Annotated in this window: 23 protein-coding genes and 1 tRNA gene; 15 read left to right on the top strand and 9 right to left on the bottom strand. The window is 67.2% G+C overall.

The annotated features are described in order from the left end of the window. Positions 1–2 precede the first annotated feature (2 nt). The 3 genes from BLR57_RS09725 to BLR57_RS09715 all read left to right on the top strand — a co-directional run bounded on the left by BLR57_RS09725 (position 3) and on the right by BLR57_RS09715 (position 2,869). Positions 3–1,016, top strand: coding sequence for a sulfite exporter TauE/SafE family protein (locus BLR57_RS09725; RefSeq protein WP_394327571.1), 1,014 nt, complete (start codon positions 3–5; stop codon positions 1,014–1,016). Positions 1,017–1,091: 75 nt separating this feature from the next. Continuing rightward, complete coding sequence (locus BLR57_RS09720; RefSeq protein WP_089697286.1) at positions 1,092–1,430, top strand: thioredoxin family protein; 339 nt, start codon at positions 1,092–1,094, stop codon at positions 1,428–1,430. Positions 1,431–1,525: 95 nt separating this feature from the next. Next, on the top strand, positions 1,526–2,869 hold the full coding sequence (locus BLR57_RS09715; RefSeq protein ID WP_089697285.1) for a RimK family alpha-L-glutamate ligase: 1,344 nt from the start codon (positions 1,526–1,528) through the stop codon (positions 2,867–2,869). Between the two features lie 8 nt (positions 2,870–2,877). On the opposite strand, the gene BLR57_RS09710 is transcribed toward BLR57_RS09715, so the two are convergent. Continuing rightward, positions 2,878–3,987, bottom strand: a complete 1,110-nt coding sequence (locus tag BLR57_RS09710) for an RNA ligase (RefSeq protein WP_089697283.1) — start codon at positions 3,985–3,987, stop codon at positions 2,878–2,880. An 89-nt stretch (positions 3,988–4,076) separates the two neighbouring features. Between BLR57_RS09710 and BLR57_RS09705 the strand changes: the two genes are divergently transcribed. The 3 genes from BLR57_RS09705 to BLR57_RS09695 all read left to right on the top strand — a co-directional run bounded on the left by BLR57_RS09705 (position 4,077) and on the right by BLR57_RS09695 (position 6,850). Continuing rightward, the gene (locus BLR57_RS09705) at positions 4,077–4,739 is read left to right on the top strand and encodes an RNA ligase partner protein (RefSeq protein ID WP_089697281.1); all 663 of its coding nucleotides are present in this window, start codon (positions 4,077–4,079) and stop codon (positions 4,737–4,739) included. Positions 4,740–4,822: 83 nt separating this feature from the next. Next, positions 4,823–6,250 (top strand): hypothetical protein, encoded by a 1,428-nt coding sequence (locus BLR57_RS09700; protein WP_089697279.1) that lies wholly within the window; start codon positions 4,823–4,825, stop codon positions 6,248–6,250. Between the two features lie 42 nt (positions 6,251–6,292). Next, positions 6,293–6,850, top strand: a complete 558-nt coding sequence (locus BLR57_RS09695; protein ID WP_089697277.1) for a maltose acetyltransferase domain-containing protein — start codon at positions 6,293–6,295, stop codon at positions 6,848–6,850. Positions 6,851–6,861: 11 nt separating this feature from the next. Here the strand turns inward: BLR57_RS09695 and BLR57_RS09690 are convergent, their stop codons facing one another. Beyond that, positions 6,862–8,718: an ABC transporter ATP-binding protein gene (locus tag BLR57_RS09690; protein WP_089697648.1), complete on the bottom strand. Its 1,857-nt coding sequence runs from the start codon at positions 8,716–8,718 to the stop codon at positions 6,862–6,864. A 550-nt stretch (positions 8,719–9,268) separates the two neighbouring features. Between BLR57_RS09690 and BLR57_RS19855 the strand changes: the two genes are divergently transcribed. Further along, positions 9,269–9,391, top strand: coding sequence for a hypothetical protein (locus BLR57_RS19855; protein WP_280140446.1), 123 nt, complete (start codon positions 9,269–9,271; stop codon positions 9,389–9,391). On the opposite strand, the gene BLR57_RS09685 is transcribed toward BLR57_RS19855, so the two are convergent. Both BLR57_RS09685 and BLR57_RS09680 read right to left on the bottom strand, forming a co-directional pair. Then, positions 9,392–10,594 (bottom strand): ABC transporter permease, encoded by a 1,203-nt coding sequence (locus BLR57_RS09685; RefSeq protein WP_089697275.1) that lies wholly within the window; start codon positions 10,592–10,594, stop codon positions 9,392–9,394. It abuts the gene before it with no gap. Beyond that, positions 10,591–12,162: a COG1361 family protein gene (locus BLR57_RS09680; protein WP_089697273.1), complete on the bottom strand. Its 1,572-nt coding sequence runs from the start codon at positions 12,160–12,162 to the stop codon at positions 10,591–10,593. Before BLR57_RS09680 ends, BLR57_RS09685 begins: the two co-directional genes overlap by 4 nt. Positions 12,163–12,299: 137 nt before the next feature. Between BLR57_RS09680 and trmY the strand changes: the two genes are divergently transcribed. Next, positions 12,300–12,896, top strand: coding sequence for a tRNA (pseudouridine(54)-N(1))-methyltransferase TrmY (gene trmY / locus BLR57_RS09675; protein ID WP_089697271.1), 597 nt, complete (start codon positions 12,300–12,302; stop codon positions 12,894–12,896). Between the two features lie 96 nt (positions 12,897–12,992). Continuing rightward, a tRNA-Pro gene (locus tag BLR57_RS09670) sits at positions 12,993–13,065 on the top strand. Between the two features lie 200 nt (positions 13,066–13,265). Here the strand turns inward: BLR57_RS09670 and BLR57_RS09665 are convergent. Next, positions 13,266–14,081, bottom strand: coding sequence for a hypothetical protein (locus BLR57_RS09665; protein WP_089697268.1), 816 nt, complete (start codon positions 14,079–14,081; stop codon positions 13,266–13,268). Positions 14,082–14,259: 178 nt separating this feature from the next. Between BLR57_RS09665 and BLR57_RS09660 the strand changes: the two genes are divergently transcribed. The 3 genes from BLR57_RS09660 to BLR57_RS09650 all read left to right on the top strand — a co-directional run bounded on the left by BLR57_RS09660 (position 14,260) and on the right by BLR57_RS09650 (position 17,173). Continuing rightward, positions 14,260–15,144: an alpha/beta fold hydrolase gene (locus tag BLR57_RS09660; RefSeq protein ID WP_089697265.1), complete on the top strand. Its 885-nt coding sequence runs from the start codon at positions 14,260–14,262 to the stop codon at positions 15,142–15,144. Positions 15,145–15,232: 88 nt separating this feature from the next. Beyond that, positions 15,233–16,531 (top strand): glycoside hydrolase family 68 protein, encoded by a 1,299-nt coding sequence (locus tag BLR57_RS09655; RefSeq protein ID WP_089697263.1) that lies wholly within the window; start codon positions 15,233–15,235, stop codon positions 16,529–16,531. A gap of 60 nt (positions 16,532–16,591) precedes the next feature. Then, complete coding sequence (locus BLR57_RS09650) at positions 16,592–17,173, top strand: hypothetical protein (protein ID WP_089697261.1); 582 nt, start codon at positions 16,592–16,594, stop codon at positions 17,171–17,173. On the opposite strand, the gene BLR57_RS09645 is transcribed toward BLR57_RS09650, so the two are convergent. From BLR57_RS09645 to BLR57_RS09635, 3 genes are all read right to left on the bottom strand, one after another. Continuing rightward, positions 17,174–19,309 carry a GH32 C-terminal domain-containing protein gene (locus tag BLR57_RS09645; RefSeq protein WP_089697259.1) on the bottom strand — a complete coding sequence of 712 codons (2,136 nt, stop codon included), beginning with the start codon at positions 19,307–19,309 and terminating at the stop codon, positions 17,174–17,176. Between the two features lie 290 nt (positions 19,310–19,599). After that, positions 19,600–19,938: a hypothetical protein gene (locus BLR57_RS09640; RefSeq protein WP_089697257.1), complete on the bottom strand. Its 339-nt coding sequence runs from the start codon at positions 19,936–19,938 to the stop codon at positions 19,600–19,602. 166 nt (positions 19,939–20,104) lie between these two features. After that, entirely contained in the window at positions 20,105–20,419 is a 315-nt protein-coding gene (locus BLR57_RS09635; RefSeq protein ID WP_089697254.1) for a lycopene cyclase domain-containing protein, read from the bottom strand. 84 nt (positions 20,420–20,503) lie between these two features. Between BLR57_RS09635 and BLR57_RS09630 the strand changes: the two genes are divergently transcribed. After that, the gene (locus tag BLR57_RS09630; RefSeq protein ID WP_089697252.1) at positions 20,504–21,052 is read left to right on the top strand and encodes a hypothetical protein; all 549 of its coding nucleotides are present in this window, start codon (positions 20,504–20,506) and stop codon (positions 21,050–21,052) included. Positions 21,053–21,061: 9 nt separating this feature from the next. Here the strand turns inward: BLR57_RS09630 and BLR57_RS09625 are convergent, their stop codons facing one another. Next, positions 21,062–21,913: a UbiA family prenyltransferase gene (locus BLR57_RS09625; protein ID WP_089697250.1), complete on the bottom strand. Its 852-nt coding sequence runs from the start codon at positions 21,911–21,913 to the stop codon at positions 21,062–21,064. Between the two features lie 114 nt (positions 21,914–22,027). Between BLR57_RS09625 and BLR57_RS09620 the strand changes: the two genes are divergently transcribed. Together BLR57_RS09620 and BLR57_RS09615 are read left to right on the top strand one after the other, a co-directional pair. Further along, the gene (locus BLR57_RS09620) at positions 22,028–23,305 is read left to right on the top strand and encodes an aryl-sulfate sulfotransferase (protein ID WP_089697248.1); all 1,278 of its coding nucleotides are present in this window, start codon (positions 22,028–22,030) and stop codon (positions 23,303–23,305) included. A gap of 136 nt (positions 23,306–23,441) precedes the next feature. Further along, the gene (locus BLR57_RS09615) at positions 23,442–23,999 is read left to right on the top strand and encodes an NUDIX domain-containing protein (protein WP_089697245.1); all 558 of its coding nucleotides are present in this window, start codon (positions 23,442–23,444) and stop codon (positions 23,997–23,999) included. Positions 24,000–24,066 lie beyond the last annotated feature (67 nt).

Raw genomic sequence — 24,066 nt, 5'->3', positions numbered from 1 at the left:
TCGTGGAACTACTCGGCATGAGTGTCGCCCTCCTCGCGATGTTCGTGGGGTTCGGGGCGGTCATCGGCGTCCTCTTCGGCTTCTTCGGGATGGGCGGGAGCTTCCTCGTGACGCCCGCGCTGCTCGTTATGGGCTATCCGACGCGCGTCGCGGTCGGCAGCGGGCTCGCGTTCGTCTTCGGGACCTCCGTCATCGGCGCGCTCCGACACCGCTCGCTCGGTCAAGTAGACTACAAACTGGCGGCACTGATGACGCTGAGCGTGACCGCCGGCATCGAAGTGGGGAAAAATTCCGTGTTAGCACTCGAAGCACTCGGCCTCGCCGACGCCGTCGTCTCCGTCGCCTACGTCGGTCTTCTGGGCGTCGTCGGCGCGTTCGTCGTCTACGACTCGTGGGTGAGCGGGTCCGGCGACGAGTCCGACGACGCAGACGACGCTGACGACGAGAAAGCCGACGGTCTCTTCACCGGCATCCATCTCCCACCGATGGTCTCGCTGACGGGCGGGCCGACGGTGTCCGTCTGGGTCATCTTCGCTGTCGGTCTCGTCGTGGGCGTCCTCGCGGGCTTCCTTGGCGTCGGCGGCGGCTTCCTCCTCATGCCCGCCATGATGTACGGCTTCGGCGTTCCCGCAGCTGTCGCCGTCGGGACCGACATCCTCCAGATCACGGTCTCCGGTGGGGTCGGCAGCTTCCTCTACGCGCAGTCCGGCGGCGTCGACCTGAGCATCGTCGTCCCGCTTCTGGCCGGGAGCGCGCTCGGTGCGCGGCTCGGCTCGGCGGCGACGAAACTCGTCGACGAGGACGGAATCAAAGGCTACTTCGGGCTGATGCTGCTCGGCGGTGCGGTCGCTGTCGGTCTCCGACAGGTCGGCACCGCGACCGGTATCGACTTCCTGAACACCGCGAGCTTCGTCCTCATCGTCGGCTCCGCGCTGTTCGTCAGCGGCGCGATCGCGCTCCAGTCGGTCCGGGCCATGCGCACCCGCGACGGCGGGGCCGCCGTCTCGACCCGGTAGGGACGAGTCTCGGCGGTCGTGCCCGAACTACACACTCCCGTGAACATTTACCGTTGGCGTCCCTATTCAGGTTACATGACTGACTCACTGCTCGGTGCGAAACCGATCCGGCTCGACGACCGCGCCGCGCTGGATGCGGCTATCGCGGAGCACGACCTGCTGCTCGTCGAGTTCTACACCGACGGCTGCGGGAAGTGCAAGATGCAAGAGCCCGTTCTCGGGAATCTCGCCCGCGCGACCGACGTGACGGTCGCGATGATCAACGCCTCGCACACCCTGGCTCTCGTCGACGAGCTGGAGATGCAGGGCGTGCCCACGCTCGTCCTCTACGACGAGGGCGAGGTGGTCGAACAGCTCTTCGGCTACCACGGCACCGACGAACTCGTCGATATCGTCGAGCAGTACGTCGACTGAAGACCTCTTTTCGCGCCCGTTGACGATGCTGTTCGTCCAGACAGTCTCGCGAGAGCGACGACACCCTTTCGCGCCCTCGTCTGTTAGAGTACCACATGGAGGAAGACCGCGTCACGGTGGGCGTCCTGAGCCTACACAACAGCAAAGAGACGAAGGCCATCTGCAACGCGGTCGAGGCACTCGGCCACAGCCCCGAGTGGCTGCGCGAGGAGAACACCGTCTTCCACTTTACCGGCGAGTCGGTCGGCCTCCGCCCCGACGTCGACGTCGTCGTCAACCGACTCCTGCTCTCAAAGTCCGACGAACCGCTCGAAGACCACGGTATCGCGCTCACGCTCGACAGCCTCCGACCGATGCTCAACCGTCCCGACGCGGTCGCTCGCGCGGCCCACAAGACCGCAGCCGCCGCGGTCCTCTCCGAAGCCGGGCTCCGCGTCCCCGAGACCGTCTTCGCGCTCAGCGGCGAGCTGCTGGACGAGTACCGCGACGAGTTCGGTCCCGACGCGGTCTACAAGACCGCCGTCGGCACCAACGGCGGCGGCGCGTGGCTCGCGGGCGACCACGACGCCTTCACGGGGAAGGTCGGCACCAGACGGGCGTTCCTTCAGGAGTTCATCGGCCGCGGCGCCGAGCGAGCGCGGGACCTCCGCGTCTACGTCGTCGACGGCGACGTGGTCGGGTCGATGTTCCGCTACGCGCCCGAGGGCGACTGGCGGACCAACGTCGCACTCGGCGGCGACGTGGAGGACGCCGCCGGCGCGGTCTCGGACGACGTCCTCGACGCGGCAAAGCGAGCGACGGTGGCGGTGGGGCTCGATTACGCGGGCGTCGACCTCATCGAGGGCGAGGACGGCTGGTACGTCCTCGAAATCAACCCGACGGCGGGGTTCAAGGGCCTCTACCGGGCGACCGGAACGAGTCCCGCGCCCTCCATCGCCCGACTGGCAATCGAGCGCGCTGGGGGCGTCGTCGACGAACGACGCGTCACGGAACTCGCGGCGACGCTCGACGACTCCGAGCCCTCGTGTATGCCACAGCCGCTCTCGCGCGTCCCCGCGACGCCGCCCGTCGTCGGCTACACCGAACGCGTCGTCGTCAGCGGGACGACCGGGACACAGAGCGTCGTCGCCAAGGCCGACACGGGTGCCGAGCGGACGAGCATCGACATCCGACTCGCCGCCGACATCGGCGCCGGGCCGATTCACACCGTCCGAAAGGTGCGCTCGGGCAGCGTCAGACGCGGCCGGAGTCGGCCGGTCGTCGACCTCGTCGTCGGCATCGGCGGCACCCAACACACCGTCGCGGCCAACATCGTCGACCGCGGCCACATGAGCCACGCGCTCTTGCTCGGCCGGGACGTGCTGCGACACTACCATCTCGACGTCAACCGAGCGGTCAGCGAGACGGCCGAAAACGAGCACGAGGACGAGGACGAGTAGCTCAGAACTCAGGCCCGGAACGTCTGGCCGTCGAGGTAGCTCTGCACCGAGTCCGTCGTCGACGCCGAGTGTTTCAGGAAGGTGACGACCCGCTCACCCTCCTCGACCTCGTCGTCGAGGACCGTGATTCGGAGCTTCATCCGCTCGAGATGCTCGAAGAGTCCGTCGATGGCCTCGGGCGGGCCGCGGACGGTGTGTTCCTCGCCGGTCGCGCCCTCCCTCTCGACCTCTCGAATCGCCCGAACCGCCGGCAGGAGTATCGACTCGCCGAGCGCGTGTGCTCTCGCTCTCGCCGCCTCCTCGCTCTCGCCGAACTCCACCGACTGGAACGCCTCACGCATGACGCGGGGAAAGAGGAACTCCGGGCCGTAGTCGAAGGGGACGGCGAAGGCGTAGGCCAGCGAGCCCTGATTCGCCGCCGAGGTGGTGTATTTCAGTAGCTTCCGGCCGTCGAGTGACTTCATCACGACGCCCTCGCGGTCCTCGCTGTCGAGTTCCTCGATGACGTCTCTGACCGCCGCCGCCCCGCTCGCGGGGTCGAAGACGCCGAACGAGCGGGCCTGTGGAAAGCCGTAGTCGTCACAGAGCCGTCGGCGACGGTCGACCGAGAGCGGGTCGCCCGACTCGCGGTGGCGGATATCGAAGACGTGGAACGCCAGGGAGTCGACCGTCGGATAGTCGTGGTCGGTGTAGGGGTTCTCCGGGCCGATTGCCTCGCCGCAGAGCAAGAGGTCGGGATGGTCGTCGAAGAAGTCGCCGACTGCGAGTCGGTCGGGAACCGTCCGGGTCGTGAACGGACAGACGTAGCCGCTTCGAGTGAACGCGAGGACGTCGTCGCCGACGCGAGCGAGTCGGACGTTGTAGCCGTTGAGCTTCTCCTCGACGGCGAACGGGCCGTCGAAGAACCGGCGGATGCCGGGGTCGAGCACCAGCGTCCGGGGAATCTTCGGAAAGCCGCGGACGACCGTCCCGTCGACGAGGACGGTCCCCCGCTCGACGCCGTGGCGGGTGTCCGAGAGATGGAGATACTCCCGTCCCTCGTACGTCGCCCGCTCGAAGTGTTCGAGGAGGTCCGTCGCGTCCGCCGCCGCGACGCCGAGCAGGTCGTGATAGGCCATACCATGAGAGAGTCTGTCTGCAGGATTAAGCGTTCGCTCGACGTGCGACAGGCGAGAACGCTTTGCCGACGCGGCACGAAGGACTAGCAATGGTCGAACATCCGCTGAAACAGCGCTTCGTTCTCGATACCTCCGTGTTCATCACCGACGAGATCCGTCGGGAGGACGAGGACCTGGAAGCGGCGGTGAATCGGCTCTTGGACCTCATCGCGCGGGCCAAACTCGAACTCAACATCTCCTGTTACATCCCGCCGTCCATCTACGAGGAACTCGTCGGGATGCTCGCCGACCGCGGGGTGAGCGAGGAACTCTACTCGAAGCTCAACACCTGGGTCATCAAGAAGAACCCCGACCGGTTTGCGGTCTCCATCCCGGCGGAGATCGTCTTCCGGTTCATCGACGAGATGTCCGACCGGGTCAACCGCGGACTCAGAGTCTCCGAGAAGGCCGTCCGGAAGGTCGAGAGTTCCCACGACAAACCGCTCGACGAACACGAGTATATGACCGAGATCGACAAGGTCATCTCGGATCTGAGACAGGAGTACCGGACGACGCTCCGGCGCGGCGTCCTGGACTCTCGGGAGGACTTCGACCTGCTCATCCTCGCCCGCGAACTCGACGCCGGGGTCGTCACCGAGGACACCGGCATCATCACCTGGGCCGAGGACTTCGGTCTCCGGTATCTGAAGGGCCGAGACCTGCCGTCGCTGCTGGAGAAGTATCTGGAAGCGACCGGTGAGGACGCGGTCTGAGGCCGGGCGACCCAGCCGCTTATACCGAGAGACCGGGTCGCGAGTGGCATTTACATAGGTGACTCACGAGCGTAGGAGTAGGAATGTCGCGCGAACCGACCCGTCGCCGGTTCCTCGGTAGCGTCGCCGCACTGCCAGCCGTGGCCGGGGGTCTCTCGGCCGTCGGCGACGTGCGCGCTCGACGGTCGGTCGCGGCGAGCCGGTTCGACCCGGCCGTCGACGGACTCGGCTTCCGAAACTGGTCGACGGCGGACCTGACCTTTCCCGAACACGACCACACACAGGTCTCGGAGACCGAGATACGTCGAACCATCAAACGTGACTGGAAGGACCCACTGGAGAGTCTCTTCGACGTCAGTGTCAACGGGCTGCCGAGTGCACTCATCAATACGATCGCCGAACAGCTGTACGTCACCGCCAACCAGCTCTCGTCGACGAACGGCCACTGCTACGGGATGGTGTTCACCGCCCAACAGTATTTTGAACAGCCGGAGACGGTTCCGTTCGACGTCGACGCACCCAGCGAGGTTGCACATCCCGAGACACCGACCGACGACCCCGACTACGGCCCGGTCGCAGACGAGATCGACCTCTATCAGACCTCACAGGCACTGAATCTCCACGCGTGGTTCGGCCGCCGGAACCTCCTCGTACCCCAGTGGATCGACTACGAACGACAGCTCGAGAACCTGACTGCCGTCGTCGACGACCGCGGGACGGCGGGCATCACCGTCTTCGATCCGGCGACGAAACTCGCCCATCAGGTGCTCGTCTACGGCTACGAAACGGAGACCGACGGCGTTCGACTCTACGTCTACGACCCGAACTTCGCCGCACAGTTCTACGAACGGTGGGCGAATCGCCAGGCGGCGTCCATCTACGTCGATACAAGCGGTGACCGTCCCAGTGTCGAACCGTACAAGACCGGCTTTCGGGGACCGGGTTACGAGTCGTTCGACGGCTTCAGCGAGTTCGTCTACAACCGGCTCGACCGGGTCATCCGCTCGCAGAGCGACCCGTCGCCACATCTCGCCGCGGGAGTGAGTGCTCGTGACCTCCGCGAGCGGCTGCTCGCGCTGACGCTCTTCAAGACCGACACGAGCGACGTGTCGCTGGCTGTCGTCGCCCCCGACGGGACGCCAGTGACACGGATTCGGTCGCAGGCGATGGACCGCCGCCGGACAGCGTACCACGAGACGCGCTACCGATACGGCGCGCCAGCAGGCGACTACCGCGTCGTCGTCACCGGCGAGCGCGACACCGAGTACACACTGGAGACGAAGGCAGCCGATACGGACGGCGAACTGCTCGCGTCAGCGGTGACGACGGCCATCGAAGCCGGGCAGACGCACACGTATACCGTGACGGTCCCCGAATCGCCCGGCGGCGACTCCGCGGTCGAACGCGGTGTCGACGGACTCCCCGACTGGCTGAAACTGGCCGCTGCAGCCGTCGCTGGCGGCGTCGCCGGTGCGGGGCTGACACGCCTCCGTGACCGTCGCGCGGACTAGTCGAGGGCGACCGCTTTTCCCTTCCTGTGCAGAGGGACACGTATGCCTACCGAGAAGGAGAAGATGCTCGCCGGGGAGCTGTACGACGCTTCCGACCCGACGCTCGTCGAGGAACGGACCCGCGCACAGCGACTGACGAGGCAGTTCAACGAGACCACGGAGACGGAGGGTGAGCGTCGTCGCGAACTCCTGACCGAACTCTTCGGCTCTGTCGGCGAGGGCGTCCACGTGGAGCCGACGTTCCGCTGTGACTACGGCTACAACATCCACGTCGGCGACGGCTTCTACGCGAACTACGACTGCGTCGTCCTCGACGTCTGCGAGGTGACCGTCGGCGACAACTGTCTGCTCGCGCCGGGCGTGCATATCTACACCGCGACGCATCCGCTGGACGCCGAGAAGCGGACGGCCGGCCCGGAGTACGGCAAGCCTGTGGAGATCGGCGACAACGCCTGGCTCGGTGGCCGTGCCGTCGTCAATCCGGGCGTAACCATCGGCGACGACGTCGTCGTCTCTTCGGGTGCCGTCGTGACTGACGACGTGCCGGACAGCGTCGTCGTCGGCGGCAACCCCGCACAGGTCGTGAAAGAACTCGACTGAACGCGCCCTCGTCAGCCGGTCTTCAGTGCGTCTCGGTCACGAGCTTCGAGCGCGTCGAGGATGTCGGCGTCGGCCTCGTCGAGCGCGCCCGCCTGGACGTTCCAGAGCGTTGCGTACAGCCCGTCGAGTGCCAGCAACTCGTCGTGGGTCCCGCGCTCGACGACGCGACCGCCGTCGAGGACGAGAATCTGGTCGGCGTGGCGAACCGTCGAGAGCCGATGGGCGATGACGACCGTCGTCCGACCCTCGGTGAGGCGGGCGAGTGCCCGTTGGATGTAGAGTTCCGTCTCGGTGTCGACGGCAGAGGTCGCCTCGTCGAGGACCAGGACCGCGGGGTCTTGGAGCATCGCGCGAGCGAGGCTGATGCGTTGGCGTTGGCCGCCGGAGAGCTTCACGCCGCGCTCGCCGATACGGGTGTCGTAGCCGTCGGGGAGGTTCTCGACGAACTCGTGGGCCTCGGCGGCCTCGGCGGCGGCGACCATCTCCGCCTCCGTCGCGTCGAACGCGCCGTAGACGAGGTTCTCCCGGACGGTCCCGTCGAAGAGATAGACGTCCTGGGAGACGTAGCCGACGGCCGAGCGGAGGCTGTCGAGGGCGAGGTGGCGGACGTCGACGCCGTCGAGCGTGACGGAGCCGTCGCTGACGTCGTAGAGCCTGAGGAGCAGCTTTGCGGCCGTCGACTTCCCCGCCCCGGTCGGGCCGACGAGCGCGACGGTCTGTCCGGGTTCGACGGCGAAGCTCACGTCGTGGAGGACGGGGACGCCGTTCGCGTAGCTGAAGTCGACCGAGTCGTATTCGACGGTGCCGCGAACGTCGTCGAGGACGACCGCGTCCTCGGCGTCGGCGACGGTGACCGGCAGTGCCGACAGGCCGAAGATACGCTCGCCGGAGGCGCGGGCGTTCTCATAGGCGTTGACGATCCGTCCCGCCCCGGCCAGCGGGTCGATGAACCGCTGGGTCATGAACAGGAAGGTGACGAACTCGCCGACGTACAGCTCGCCGGTGAAGAACAGCGGCGGGCCGCTCACGAGCCACAGCCCGCCGATGACGAACGTCGCGGCGAAGGCGACGCCAGCGAGCAGTTCCATGCTCGGCTGGTAGAGATACTCCAGTTTGACGACGGCCCACGTCCGGTCGTAGTAGTCGCGGGAGGCCTCGGTGACGCGAGCCTCCTCGTACGTCTCGGTGTTCGAGGTCTTGATGACCTCGATACCGCTCAGGTTGTTCTCCAGTCGGGTGTTGAGCGCGCCGACGCTCGACCGCAGTGCCCGGTAGAGCGGCCGGATGGTCGTCATGAACCGGAGCGTGAAGACCGTGAGCAACGGGACGGCGACGAGCGTCACCAGCGCGAGCTGCCAGTTCAGGTAGAACAGGATGCCCGCGATACCGACGACGGTGACGACGAGCTGGATGGCTCCCGAGAGCGTGTTGTCGAGGAACGTCCGGAGGTTCCGGACGTCGTTGTTCAGCACGCTCATGACTTGGCCGGTCTGTTTGTCGTCGAAGAAGGCCATGTCGAGCCGCTGCATCAGCGCGTAGGTGTCGGTGCGGACGGCGTGCTGGACGCGGTTCGAGAACAGCGAGAGGCCGACGCCCTGTACCCACGAGAAGACGACGCCCAGCGCGAACGCGGCGAGGACGAGGCCTGCCGAGAGGACCACGAGGTCGGTCGTCGCCGACGGAACCCAGGAAGCTGGAACCAACGGCAGGCTGTAGGCAGGCCCGCCGGGGGTGAACACCGAGTCGATGGCGATCCCGAGGACGAGCGGCGGGACGAGACTCACCAGTCGGCTCAGCAGGCTGGCGAGCAGGCCGACGCCGAACCAGTGGAGGTCGGGGCGGCCGTAGTCGTCGAAGATTCGGACCAACGGGTCACGGTCGGTATCGCGGTAGTCGTCGAACGGGTTGGATTCGGGTTCCAAGCGGTGCTCCTTCGGCTGGACACGGCCGAAATTCACCCGTGGTTAGGGTCCCAGCGGATTTGAACCGCGCGCTTGGTGCGGATGGGCTGACAGACGACACGAGGAGAACACGGAGCGCGGTGTCGTACTCCCGCGAGACGCTCCGTGGCGGTACTCAGGCCATAGCGGCGGTGGCCCCGTGCTGGGTGATAAACTTCGGGCAGAAGACACATCATCCGGTCGGTGGAACGTGACGTATGCGCCGCCGCGCCCTCCTCGCTCTCGTTTCGGCTGTTTCAGTCGGCTCAGGCTGTCTCGCGAGCGCGCCCGAAGCCACGGAGTCGACACCGACGACGGAGACGGCAACTCCTCCCGCTGGCGACGACCGACAGCCGACGAAGGAACAGCCTGTCAACACGGCTCCGCTCAGTACGCGTGCAGTCCACGGCACTACGAGTCCGACGACTCGCTCACGAACGAGTACGTCGTCTGGGCGGACAGCTGTGTCGACGGCTACATGGAGCCGGACAGCTACCGCTGGGAGGAGACAGTTTACGTCTACGATGCCGACGCAGAACTCGGCGACGAACCGACCGCCGAGTTCGACTGGGGATTCTCCCTCCGCGTCGACCGCCCGTGATTACCCCCGAATCGCGTCGACGGGCCGCTCGTTCGCCGCCTTCCACGCCGGATAGGCTCCCGAGAGGAGGCTGACGACGACGCCGAAGGCGAACGCGCCGAGCAGGTAGAGACCGTTCTGCACGGCGAGCACCGCCGAGAGCGTCACTTCGGCGACGAAGACGTAGAGACCCGCGGTGCCGACGACCGCGAGGAGGACCCCGAGGACGCCGCCGACGAGACCCAGCATGGCCGCCTCGACGAGAATCATCCGAATCACGTCGCGTTTCTGGACGCCGACGGCGCGGAAGACGCCGATCTCTTCTCGCCGTTCGTTCGTGCTCATCAGCATCACGTTCAGGATGCTGACGCCCGCGACGAAGAGGGAGATAGAGCCGATGGCGAGCAAGAAGGCCGAGAGGAGGTCGAAGAAGTCGCCGATCTGGTCGACGATAGAGGAGAGTTCGAAGATGTCGACGCGGTCCTCGCGGGCGTTCAGCTGTTCTCGGATGCCGTCGGCGATGCGGCCCGCCTGCGTCCCCGAGTCTGCCTGGATGATGACCTGGGTGTACTCGTCTTCGACGAACGCGGCCGGCGGGAGGATGACCGCGCCGTCGGGCGAGACGGGCGAGATGCCCTCCGAGGGCGCGAGGACGGCGACGATGCGGTACTCGCGGCCCTCGATGGTGAGCGTGCGGCCGACGTCGACGCCGAGGTCCGCGGCGACGCCCGAACCGACGATAGCCCCGCGAGCGTGTCGCTCGGGGAGGTCGCCGTCGGCGGCGGTGAACAGCGCGCTCGGGTCCTCCGTCCCGTAGAGCGTGACGAACGACCGGCTTTCGCCGCGTTCGGCGACGGCACCGCCGCTGACGAGCGGCACCACCTCCGCGCCCTCCGCGACCCGACGGATCGCCTGCACGTCACGCGGGTCGATGGTCTGACTGCCCGTCTCGGCGTTCGGCGTCACGATGACTTGGTTGCCGAGGCCGCCCAGCGAGTCCGACGCGGTGAGTTCCAAGACGGTCCCGAGGATGCCGAGCGCGGCGATGGCGAAGACGCCGATGACGATGCCGAGGACGGCGAGTCCCGACCGGAGTCGGTTACGCGTGAGGTTTCGCCGGGCCAAGAGGACGGAGGGATACCGGTCGTCGAGTGCCTCGACGGCTTCGATGTCGTTGAGGCTGCCGGGACGGCTGAGGCGGCCGAGGCGGTCGAGCCGACTCATCGACCGAACCGTCCCGAGCGAGCCGCGAGGACGACGAGTGCCGGAATCGCGACGAGGAGCGCGACGCCCGCACCGAGCGTGGTGGAGCCGGGCAGACCGAGGCGAGAGCGGTTCTGGCTCCCTCCCTCGTACGGCAGGTCGTAGACGCGGTCGTACGGCACGCCGTCGACCTGGTACGTCACGCGGACCGGGACGGTCTCGGCGGTCGAATTGACCGTGGCAGTGAGGTCGAAGGGGGCGAAGTCGCTGCCGCCGACAGTGCCGACGAAGTAGTCACGCTGTGGATATCTCGGCTCGACGCCGTCGGTGTCGACGACCTCGACGACGAGACCCGTCACTTCCGCGCGGCCGACGTTGACCGCGTTGGCCGAGACCGTGACGACGCCGTCGTCGTCGCGCACGAGATCGACGTCGGTGATGCGGATGTCGCCGACCTCGGGGCGGTAGGTGTAGGTTGTCTCCGACCGCTCGGTGCGGACGCCGGCCGTGTAGCTGACGCCGACGGTCACCTGTTCGGTCGTACGGATATCCCGGAGGTCGACGACGGCCGTCGCCTCCTCACCGGGGAGGATCGGACCCGAAATCGACTGCCGGGGGAGGCTCGTGTTGCCCGCCGACGGGGCGACGACGACGTCGTCGAGCGGGACGCTTCCGAAGTTGGTCACGACCACTTCGATACGGCTCGGGTCGGCCTGGCCGCTCTGGCCGTCTTGGCTGCCTTCGGTGACGCCGCCACCGACGCCGCCGCCGATGCCGCCACCGCCGGTCAAGAGTCCCTGGAGGTCGCCGACGTTCGCCTCCCCGCTGTCGGTCTCGGGGACGTACGGCCGGATTTCGATGCCAGCGTCGGCGACGTAGCGGTCGACCCGGACGCTCCGCGCGAAGGTAGTCGTGTTCTCCGTCCCGGCGTCGGTGGTGTAGTCGAGGCTGACGCCGACTTCGCGAAGCCCGGCGGCGGTGGGGACGGTCGTGAGGTTGAGCGTCGTCGTCTCGCCCGCATCGAGCAGCGGGACCGTCGCGCGGCCGACGACCGGCTCGCCGAGGCTCCCCTCGTCGGTGAACGTCGCCACGAGGTTCCTGACGGGCGTCTTCGCGGGGTTCGAGACGGTGAGCTGCACCTGTGTCTCCGCGTCGACGGCGGGGTCGGCTACGTCGAGTTCGATCTGCGGGGCCGCGCGCTCGACGGCGACGGGGACGGGCCGGGTGATACGCACGTCGTTGTTGTTCTCGTCGCTGCCGACGACGAGCAGTTCGAGCGTTCTGACGCCGGGAGTGTCGAACCGAGCCGTCAGCGGGACCGTGACCGAGTCGCCCGCAGAGAGCGCGCCGACGTTCTCGGCCGTGTCGAGTTGGCCGTCCGGACCGCGGAGGACCACGCGGTCGACGTCGACGGCGGAGGCACTGCCCGCGGAGTTCTGGACGGTCGCGGTGACGGTGAACCGCTCGTCGACGAGCGGGGCCTCGGGTGCGACGGTGACGTCTGAGACCGTCAGGCGAGCGTCGGGGACCGCACCGGCGACGGTCGTCACGGAGAGGAGAACCAGGAGTGCCACGAAGACCCGTTTCATAGTCTCTCCAAGGGCGGCTAGCGTATATCGGTGGTGCTGTCGGTGGTCCGTTCTGGCTCTCGGCGGTCGGCGGGGGCGAACCGGGAGACACGGCCGCGAGTGAACAGAGCCATTACGCTCACCCGCCGACTCCCGGTATGCGTCAGTTCATCGTGCTCGGCCACGACGTGCCTACGGAGCCGGATTTCTCGCTCGACGACATCGCGGGCGGCGCGGGTCGCCTCGACGTCCTCTGTCGGTGTGTCAACTCCGCGTTCTTCCTCTCACACGCCATCCGCGAGGACGTCCGCGTCCATCTCGTCCTCGGCGACGAACTCACCGTCCGCTTCGAAGGGAGCGACCTTCGAAGACTGAACCCCGACGAACGCAGCACGTCGGCCCTGATTCGGAAGGCACTGGAGAAGAAAGACGAGGCCATCGGCCACATGCCCGCCGAATCCTCGCCCGGCGTCTCGGTCTACCGGATGGACTTCGAGGCGACGCTGGAGCACGCATCGCGCGACGCGACGGTCGTCGAACTCCACGAGGAGGGTGACCCCGTCGTTGACGTCGACCCGCCGGAGAATCCGCTGTTCGTCCTCTCGGACCACAACGACTTCACCGACGAGGAGGCCGAACTGCTCGCCGAGGCGGCCGACGAGCGCGTCCGGCTCGGCCCGGAGATTCTCCACGCAGACCACTCGATTACAGTGGCCCACAACTACCTCGATACCGAGGGCTACAGCCGCTACTGAATCGGCCGACTGCGACGGGGTGGAACCACGCTAATGGGTGGCTCGCGTCCGACGTATCACAACCCTTAAACACTACCCTGCCATCGGATAGAATGCGGGCCGTTGGGGTAGCTTGGTATCCTTCGAGCATCGGGTGCTCGGAACCTCGGTTCAAATCCGGGACGGCCCACTTCTCTCGAAATCAACACCTTGAGCACCGCCGAGCGATAGCGAGGCGTGTGCGAGTTACGACCTGATTCGCGAGTGCATGGACTACTCACGGATTTGAATCAGGGAGCGGAAGGTGAGCGAGCGTCAGCGAGCGAACGGGAGCGACCGTGGTTCAAATCCGGGACGGCCCGCTCTCGGACGTCGCCGCGTCGCGCCCGCTCACAACAGCACGGCGTCGTCGGCGAGCCACTCGGCCGCCGTCCGGCGGGCGACCGGGCTCTCCTCGACCACCGTCGGTTCGGTCACCGCGTCGTCGAAGCGGTCGGGGTTCGGGGCGACGGTTTCCAAGCCGGTGCAGAACGCTGAGCCGCGGCGGCCAACCACGGAGACGATGCCGCCGGTTCGGCGTTCGTCGGGCGATGTCTCCTCAGGGTCGGGAAACTCCTCGCGGATCAGCCGTGCGGTGGACTCCATCTCGTTCGCGGCCTCTTTCTGGGACCACAGGCTCTCGTTGCGGTAGACGTCGGCGTACTCGTCGGCGAGCTCTTCCGTCGAGTGCTCGGGTGACTCGTACCAGTGGACCTTGTCGGTCAGCCCGCCGCGGACGAATCGGACGTTGACCGTCCGCGAGCGCGGATAGCGGAGGATGAGCGGGAAGAAGGCCATGTCGTGGATGGTGAACATCTGTTGGAGTCGCCAGACGGCTTCGAGCAGGTAGGCGGCGAAGGCGGCCGTGCCGTCGTCGCGTTCGCCGGCCGAGTACGCCTGTGCGGCGGCCTCGTAGGGACCGTCGGTGTAGACCTCGGCGGCCTGCCGGTAGCTCGCTTCGAGCCCGTCGAGCTGCCGTTCGTAGGCGTCGAGAACCGAGGTCTCCGGGTCCCGGAGGAGCGCGGCCTTCCTCTCTTGGGCGTCGGCGACGGCCGACATCGTCCGGTGGAACTGCCGCTCGTCGTCCGCGTCCAACAGTGGGAGCCGAATCGCTTGCCGGTGGAGGAGCCGCGCGTCACCGGCAAATCTGGATTCGTGGCGGCTCATGCGCAACACGTCATCGTCATCCTATGTCAACGTCGGGGTTCACCCAGTCCAGTGAGGTGTGTCACCGAGTGACTATACTGTGCTGGCTTGCGTCGTGTGGGGATATCGACCGACTCGTCTTCACCACCAGATAGCCGCGACGGACGGCGTTTAGTGGGCGGCGACCCAAGGGCGAGCCATGGCAGACTACACGCGGATGGTCCACCGTCAGACTGTCGTCAACGACGTGCGCCTCCACTACGTCGAAGCCGGCGAGGAGCACGACGAGACGGTCGTGCTGCTGCACGGCTTCCCCGAGTTCTGGTACTCGTGGCACGAACAGATTCCCGCGCTCGCCGACGAGTATCACGTGGTCGTGCCCGACCTCCGGGGCTACAACCGCTCGGAGAAACCCATCGGCGTCGACGCCTACCGGATGTCGGAACTCACCGCCGACGTCGTCGAACTGATTCAGGAGTTCGGCGACGACGCCCATCTCGTCGGCCACGACTGGGGCGGCGGCATCGCGTGGAACGTCGCCGCCCGCCACGCTGACGTCGTGAAGACGCTCTCCGTGCTCAACGCGCCGCATCCGGAGGCCTTCCGCGAGGAGATCCGGCGCAACCCCGAACAGCGCCGCAAGTCGTGGTATATGGCCTTCTTCCAGCTACCGAAGCTGCCGGAGTGGGGGCTGACCCGCCGGAACTGCGCCGCCCTCGACGAGGTCTTCGAGACCTCGACCGACGCGCTCAGCGACGCCGACCTCGACCGGTACAAGGAGGCCTTTGCGACGCCCGGTGCTGCGACGGCCGCGGTCAACTACTACCGCTCGATCCTGCGCGAGGAAGTCAAAGCGCGCATCCCCTTCGTCTCCGGCGACGTCGCCAGCGGCGAGGTCGACGTGCCGACGCTGCTCTTGTGGGGTGAGGACGACCTCGCGCTCGTCCCCGAGTTGACCGCGGTGGACGAGTGGGTACCGGACCTCACCGTCCGGCGGATCCCCGACGCGAGCCACTGGGTCCAACTCGATGCAGCCGACCGAGTGAGCGAGGAACTGCTCGCGCACGTCGGCGCGAACCGCTGACGCGGGGTATCGCGGAGGGTGACAGGACGCCGCCCGGTCGGCGGCGACGTATCGAGGACTTTTCAGCGGCCGCCGAGAACTCGGTGGTATGAATCCGACACGCACGCCCGTCGCCGACGGGGGCCAGCGCGGCACCTCGTCGTGGACGCGCGAGCAGGCCGAGCGAATCGAGCGTCGCGGAGACAACGTCGCACCGATCATCTATCCGCCGGAGAACGACCCCTTCCCCGAACTCCACATCTGGGACACGTGGTTCCTCCGCACCCGCGACGGCTCGCTCGCGGACCTGAACGGCTGGCGCGTCGCCGTCTCGCTGACCGCGCCCGCGGAACTCCTGCCGGGCAAGCGCCACGACGTCGCCACGCTGCGGTATTTCTACTCCGCGGATGGGAAGGAGTGGCACCGCGGCGGCCGCGTCTTCGAGGAGAGCGAGGCCTTCGGCTCGCGGCAGTGGGCCGGGTCGGCACTCTACGATGACGGTGACCTCTACTTCTACTACACGGCCTCCGGCCAGAAGGGTGAGGAGGAACTCACCTACCAGCAGCGGCTCGCCGTCGGCCACGGCGGGAGCGTCGTCGCCGACGACGAGGGCGTCGAGTTCTCGGGACCGTTCGAGCACGAGATTCTGCTCACTCCCGACGGCGACTACTACGAGACCGAAGACCAGTCCCGCGGGATGATCTACACCTTCCGCGACCCGTGGTTCTTCGAGGACCCCGAGACCGGGAAGACCCATCTGCTGTTCGAGGGCAACACGCCCGTCCCCGAAGGTTCGGACGCCTGTGGCGGCGACGCGGCCCAACAGGAGTTCAACGGCTGCATCGGGCTCGCGACCTCCGAGAGTGGCGACCCGACCGACTGGGAGATGCAGCCGCCGCTCGTCGAAGGCGTCTGCGTCAATCAGGAACTCGAACGGCCCCACGTCGTCGTCCGCGACGGCCAGTACTACCTCTTCACGCCGAGTCACGAGCACACGTTCGCGCCCGGTCTGCACGGCTTCGACGCGCTCTACGGTTTCGTCGCCGACGAACTGGAGGGCGAGTACCGCCCGCTCAACGACTCGGGACTCGTCCTCGCCAACCCAGCGAACGCGCCCTTCCAGGCGTACTCGTGGCTGGCCTTCCGCCACCGCGAGGAGATACTGGTTCACAGCTTCTTCAACTACTACGACCTCCGCGGCCGCTCGCTCGACGACGTGGCCGACCTCCCGGAGTCCGAGCAGCAGCGTCGCTTCGGCGGTAACTTCGCGCCGACCGTGAGGCTGGGCGTCGACGGCGACGAGACGTGGGTCCGCGGCGTGCTGGACTACGGCCACATCCCGACCGAGGACGAAGAGCTTGAGGACCCGTTCGAACCCGAGCGCGAGCGGCCGACGGGCGGCTACTGACCTGAGTCGGGACGTCAGCGACGACAAAGCACTTGTCGACGCGCTGTCTGCGCTGAGGCGATGCGTTTCGCCCTCCACCTCGTACTCGTCGTGCTCGTTCTCAGTGCTGGCTGTGTCGCTGACGCGCCGGGAGCATCGACGACGGCGGCCCCGTCGTCGCCGACGGCGACCCCCTCCACAGCACAGTCGGGTGTGACTTCGACGCCGGTTTCCCCGACGACACAGTCAACCACGGCACCGACCCCGGAACCGACCACCGCAACTCTCCGGTCCGGTGTCTCCTGTGGAGACTACCTCACCGTCTCCTTCTGGTATCTCGGCTACGACGAGTTCTGGAGCCCCAGTACTGTCCGTGTCGGCTACTTCGTCCCCGAGAATACGAGCGTGCTGTTCGTGACGTACGTCGACGGCGACGTCGCTGGCTCGACGTATCTGAACAACTCCGACGCTGGTGGGTATCAGTCCGATGGAGCGACGCTGAGATTGGGCCGCTCGTTCGACGGCACCCACACCGTCCAAGTCGTCGCCTACCGTGACACGAACAACAGTGAGGCGTTCGAACGTGGCATCGACGACCCGTGTCTCTTCAACGGGTCGCTCGTGCAGGCAGGTCCCGAATTCGTCGACTTTCCCGAAGCGTGATTAGGCGAACTCCGGCCACGTCGCGTCGAGTTCCCAGATGTCGAGATGGTCGACCGTGACGCTCCCACCCTTCACGCAGAGCGACACCCCGTCGCTGTCGTCGCGGGTCGGATAGACGCGACTCGTCAGACAGCGGTGTTGGTTCACAAACAGTTCAATCGTCGAGCCGTCGAGGAAGACCTGCAAGCGCAGCGAGTCGCCGTCGACGGGGACGCGCTGGTCGTCGGTGGCGACGTCGGTGCTCCGGCTGGCGTGGGCGCGGTCGACGACGACCTCGTCGCCCGTGTACCGAATCGGTGTGCGCTCGACGCCATCGGGCGATTCGCGGAGGACGAGACAGAACTCGTCGGCCCCGTCGAGGCTGACTTCGAGGTCGACTTCGAGCGCGAGCCCCCGCACGTCGAGGGCGTTCGTGTCCGTCGGTGACAGCGTCAAGTCCTCGTAGCCGACGTGGTCGCCGCGGAGCTGTTTCAGCTCTCTGGCGGGTCGCTGCCGCAGGGTGCCGTCGTCGGCGAGGTCGAGCTGTCGCGGGACGGAGAGCAGGCCGGCCCAGCCTGCGTCCCACTGGGCGGACTCGCTTCGCGCCTCGCGCACCCAGCCCCACATCAGATGTCGGCCATCGTCGGTCTGCATCGACTGGGGGGCGTAGAAGTCGCCGTCGTCGAGGACGCCCGACTCCTCGCGGCTGAGCCGCCCATCGCGGAACTCGCCGAGATAGTACGGGACGGTCTCGTAGTTCGAGACGTGCAGGAGCTGTTTCTCGCCGAGGTCGAGCAGTTCCGGGCACTCCCACATGTAGCCCGCCTCGTCCCACTCGCCGGTGAGGATCGGACCGAGATAGGTCCACTCCGTGAGGTCGGGCGAGCGGTAGAGGATGGCCGTCCCGCCGACGTCCTCGATACCCGAGCCGATGAGCTGGTACCAGTAGCCGTCAGAGTGCCAGACGCAGTGGTCGCGGAACTCCGCCTCCCAGTGCTCGCTGCCGAGGATGCGCAGCTCTCGGGGAGCCTCCACGATGACGGGGTTGTCGGGGTTCTTGCTCCACGTCCGCAGGTCGGGGTCGTCCGTCGTGGCGAGACAGGGCAGTTGCTTTCGGTCGCGGCCGCCGGTGTAGACGAGCGTCGGCGTCCCGTCGTCGTCGACGGCGCAGCCGGACCAACAGCCGTCGGCGTCGGGACCGTCCGGCGAGGGTGCGAGCGCGACGGGTTCGTCCTCCCAGTGCAGGAGGTCGTCGCTGACGGCGTGGCCCCAGTGGATACAGCCGTGGTACGGGCCGCCGGGGTTGTACTGGTAGAAGACGTGGTATCTCCCTTGCCACTGGATGAGCCCGTTGGGGTCGTTGAGCCAGTTGGCGGGCGGCGACAGATGGTAGCGCGGCCGGTTGTGGTCGCCCGCGAGCGACTCGCGGAGCCGTGCGAAGCCTTCGGCCGTCTCCGGCCGCGTCGTCGGCGTCGGCTGCCCGTCGCCGCTCAGGAAGGTGAGTAGGTTTTCGACGAACCGGGCGCGACGCCCGGCGTGTTCCTCCTCGGGCGGTGCGTCGAAGGTGATGCCCGCGCCGACGCCGACGACGGTACCGGCACCGACGTCCCAGGCGACCGTCGAGACCTGTCGCGGATGGTCGAGGTCGCCCCAGATGCTGCTGGCGAGTACGTCGCCCGTCGCGGGCAGCCGCTGCTCGTACCGTGCGAAGGCTTGGGAGTCGCCGGGACCGCGGGTCGGAATTCGCAGCCCGTCGAAGCCGTCGAAGGCCGGATGGTCGCGGTGGAGCGACTTGACGAGTAGGCCGGTCGACTCGTGGACGTGTTCGACACCGGTGGCGTCGGGCGTCACGGAGTCGATACCGAGCGCGGCGACGGAGGAGAGCGCGCGCAGCCCGAGCAGGAGACTGCCGCCGTCGCGGAGATAGGCGGTCAGCGGCCCTTCGAGTCCGGACACGTCCTCGTCGGCGACCTGTGCGTCTGAGTGCCACCAGAGCACGTCGTAGCCCGCGAGGTCGACCTCGCCGCGGACGACGTTGGTGATTTCGAGTCTGTCGACCTCGGCCTCGGAGCCGTCACACCAGTCGTACGCTGCGCGTTGCTCCGGGGACAGCGCGCCCAGCGAGAGACAGCCGATGCGCACCGACGAATCAATCATCACGGCCTACCACAGAGGCCGACGGTAAAGGAACATCGTTCTCGTGGACCCGCTCCGAGACGGCCCGCAGCCCCACGTCGAACGCGTTAGAAGGACAGTCGGCTTGTGGACGGTTCGGTGCAGGAGTCGAATTGGGTGAGTCGGCTGAGTCGGCTGAGTCGGCTGAGTCGGCCGGGAGCGTGGAGAGAGTGGAGTGACGGGAACGAGAGTGGGGAGAGACGAAAGACGAGGGACGAGGGGTGCGAGGGACGCGCGTGACCAGAGACGAGAGACCGCGGGGGCTTAGAGGGTTACTCGGTGTCGATGACGGGCAGTTGGCTGAAGTCGTCGCCAGCTTCGACCGATTCGATGAGGACGTCGGCGACGCGGGCGGCCTCCTCGGGGTCGCGGAAGGAGTCGCCGAGACCGGCCTCACGCTTCGTCCACTCGCCGCCACAGTCGCGGGTGTAGAGGTCGACCCACCAGTAGACGCGGAGGTGGCGCGCGAACTCGGTGAGGCGGATGCGGACGGTCGACGCGGCGTTCTCGTAGATGACGCAGCCGCCATCGACCGAGACAGTCCAGTTGCTCGGAACACCGAGGTCGTACGGATCGGGATCGGGCTTGGTCAGCGTTGTCGTCGTGGCCATTCGTTGCGCGCTAGTAGTCGCTCGAGCGATAACCTTCTTTCCCTTCGACCCGACCTTCGTCATGCGATTTCATATCGTGGGTCGTGTTGTCTCGCGTCGCCGCTCGCCGTCCGGCGGTTCGTCTCGCGTGTCGGTCAATTGTGTCGTCGGTCAGCCGTTTCGTCGGTCAATCGTCCCGGTCGTCGAGCGTCCGGAGCGTCTCGTGGGTCCCGACGACCATCGCGGGGACGACGAGCATGAAGATGTGCTCCTCGATGGGGATACCGAGCAGGTCGACGCCGGTCCGCAGCGGGATGGCGAAGACGCCGACTTCGAGGGTATACCAGTCCCAGACGTAGGCGAAGGGGTAGAGCACCAGGGTTGTCCGGGCGGCCGTCCGGAAGGCGTCGGCGTAGGCCAAGAGGGCGAGCGCGACGGTCCCCCAGAGCAGTTCGGTCACGAGGTAGGTGTACGGCCCGAAGACGCCGATGTCGGGGAGCATACAACGAGTTCGGGCGGCGGCGACAAAAAGAGTCAGCGGCTCGGCGGGAGAAAGCACTTACCGGCGGCTTTCGACCAGCCGGATATGCCCCGCACGCGACGCTCCCTCCTCGCAGCGACTGCCAGTTTCGCGGTCGGCGTCCTCGGCGGCTGTGTCGCCCGCGACGGCGGCGGGACTGCCGACGCATCGACGGAAAACCGGACGACTTCGGACCGCTCACCATCGGCTGCACAGTCATCGGAGTCGGCGACCGCGACACCGCTGCCCGACCGTACCGTCGCCCTTCCGGACGGCCCGAAAACACGGCCCGACCACCCCGACTCGCTGACGCTGGAGACGGCGCGGACGTACGCCCGGAAGTTCGAGTACGGGTACGTCTACAACAGCCTCTGGTACAGCGAGTCGACGGAGGTCACCCTCAGCTGTGAGGTCGTCGACGCTCGCGAGGTCGACGTCGGCTACAAGGTCGTCGTCAGTTGTACCGGCTACTCGAACACCGGCGGCGGTGGCGAGTCGGACGGCAACACGACGGCGACGATGGTCCACGCGGACTACTTCACGCAGGTGTACACGTATCTCCTCGACGAGGACTCGGTCGTCCGGCGACGGGCGACAGCGGCGGAGAAATCGTAGTCGCGACCGTCACGATAGCGGCCGGAACCACACCGCGACGACGAGCGTCGCGAGGAAGAGATACGAGCCGCGGACGAGCAGCATCGTCGCCAGTTCGTCGTCGGCGCGGAAAGAGACGGCGGCGACGAGACCGAAGACGGCGGGTGCGGCGACCGTACTCGGCGGGAACGTTCCGACGGCTGCGAGACCGACGACGGCGAGCAGGCCGAGCGTCATCACCCCGAAGGCGACCGTCCGCGCACGGCTGTGGCCGAGGGCGACGGCGACGGTCCGTTTGTCGATAGAGCGGTCGTAGTCGTAGTCCTTGGCGTCGTCGATGATCTTGATGCCCGCAAGCACCGTGACGAAGACGGCGGCGAAGCCGACGGCGGTCGTCGAAAGCGACCCCGCCTGGACGTAGTAGCCGCCGACGAGCGCGAAGCCGATGCCGGTCGGGTAGCCGAGCGTCGTCGTCACGGGGTTGGTGTCGAGATGTGGCGCGTGGAGATAGCCGACGAGCCAGCCGGGAAGCGTGAGGAGCGCGGCGACGGGACCGACGAGGAGACCGATGGCGACCGTGCCGACGGCGAACAGCAGCGTCGACGCCGCGAGCGCGAGCCGACAGCCCGCCGCCGTCAACGGATGGTCGTCGTCCTCGCCGCGGTGGTAGAAGTCGACGTAGCCGTCCTTGACGTGGGCCGTGTAGAGCGCGGTGAACGCCGTCGCGACGTGGAGCAGTGCCAGCCCCGGCGCGTCGAGTCCCGCGAGTGCCGCGCCGAAGCCCGAGGCGGCCAGCGGCGGCAGCATGAACACCGGATGGACCTGCGAGGCCAGTGCCCGAAGCGAGCCAGCGAGCCCGGCGTCGTGTCGTGCGATCCTCATGTGTGGTGTGGTAACGTTCTTCAGCCACATCACTGTTCGGCGGGGGGACGGGGGCGAGAGGTTCGCTTTCCGAAGGCTTATTCACGGTACGCGGTACCACTCAGCCATCAGCTAATGGTCGAAAGAGAGAGAACCGGAGCGGCACTCGCCGGGGGCGGTGTCGCGCTCTTCGTCGTGATGTTACTGGTCAGTGCAGCGTTGGCACCGAGTCTCGGAACCGCCGTCGGCGACAGCGGGGTCAAGACGCTCGTCGGCTCGCAGGGTGGCGGTGCGGGACTCCACGAAGACGGCAGCGTCTACCTGCTCAACGGGACGGAGACGGTGTGGAAGGAGGGCAGCGCGGAGAGCTACTTCGACGTGACCCGACTCGACAACGGCAGCGTCATGGCCGGGTTCATGCAGAGCGGCTACGAGCAGTGTGGTCCATACGAGTCGCCGTGCGTCCACACCGGATACCGTATCATCGAACCCGAGCCCGAACCGCGCATCGTCAGCGAGTTTAGCTTCCCGGTGCGCACGCGGTCGAACAGCGAGGTCCACGACGTCGAGAAACTGCCGTCCGGCGAGTTTCTCATGACGGATATGGACGCCGAGCGTGTCTTCACGGTCCGGAACGGCGAGGTGACCTGGCAGTGGAACGCCAGCAGCTTCTACGAGGCACCGCCGGATCCGACGCGGACCGACTGGCTCCACATCAACGACGTCGACCGCATCGGCGACGGCCGGTATCTCGTCTCCGTCCGTAACGCCCACCAGCTCCTCGTCGTCGAGCGCGGCGAGGAGAAGTACGACGCCGAGGTCGTCGAGGTCATCAACAAGGATCCGACGCCGAACGAGGGTCCGCGTCGCGGCGACACCGACGTCCTCGAGAAGCAGCACAACCCGCAGTGGCTCGGTGACGGCGCGGTCCTCGTCGCCGACAGCGAGAACGACCGCGTCGTCGAACTCCACCGGAACGACGAGACCGACGAGTGGGAGATCGCGTGGGTGCTCACCGAGGCCGACGACCAGGGCTTCGCGTGGCCGCGCGACGCCGACCGGCTGGAAAACGGCAACACGCTCATCACCGACTCGCTGGGGAAGCGCGTCGTCGAGGTCAACGAGTCCGGCGCGACGATCTGGCGCGCCCAGACACCGCTCGTCCCCTACGAGGCCGAACGGCTCCCCGAGGGTGAGACGGTCGGGGCCCAGCGGTACGAGACTGGAGACGTCGACGTCGAGTCGGCGGAGGTTCCCGTGCTCTCGCTGCTGCTCCGGGCGGCAAAGAGCAGCTATCCGCTTCCGGTGTGGCTCTCGGAGATTCACGTCCTCCTGACGCTCGTCTCGTTCGGGCTGGTCCTGACCGGAACCGGCACCGTCGCCGGCAGCCGGCTCAGCCGTCGGCTGCGGTAACCCGTTTTCGTCTTCGAATTTTCACGAGAGTCTCCTCGCCAGCGACGTGGTCGACGGCAGTGTGGTCGACGGCGATTTGGTCGACGCCGACGTTCCGACCGTGGCGGTTTTGGTCTCTCCAGCCGCAGGCTGTCGCATGGACGACCCGCTCGCGTGGGAGACGACGGCGACGGATATCGACTACAGCTGCCCCGGCTTCGACATTCGGAGAGACGACGTCCGGCTGCCCGACGGCACCGAGACGGACTACCACTACGTCGACGAGCCACCGGCGGTCGTGATTCTCCCGTTCACGCCCGACGGCGACGTCGTGCTCATCGAGGAGTGGCGACAGGCCGTAGGACGGGTCAACCGCGGGCTGCCCGCGGGCGGCACCGAACCCGACGACGACGACCTCGCGGCCGCGGCCGAGCGTGAACTCGCCGAGGAGACGGGCTACGAGGCCGACGAGTTGATCCATCTGACCACCGCCGAGCCAGCCAACGGCATCGCCAACTCCGTCCACCACTACTTCGTCGCACGGGGATGTGAGCCGACCGCGGAACAGGAACTCGACTTCAACGAGAGCATCCGCGTCGACGTCGCGGACTACGACGACCTGCTCGCGGCCGTCGTCGACAGCGGCACGGGCGAAGACGTCGTCGACGGCCGGACGGCCATCGCCGTGCTCAACTACGAACTGACCCAGCGGTAACCGGCGAACTGGACTCACGGCGCGAATCCTCGTGGGAGCGGGGGTTTTCGGGCGACGGGAGCGGGAA

This window comes from Halogranum gelatinilyticum (assembly GCF_900103715.1).
In the GTDB taxonomy this organism is placed as follows: domain Archaea; phylum Halobacteriota; class Halobacteria; order Halobacteriales; family Haloferacaceae; genus Halogranum; species Halogranum gelatinilyticum.
Note: the sequence above shows the minus strand (reverse complement) of the source record. Positions and strands in the feature narration are given on the sequence as shown.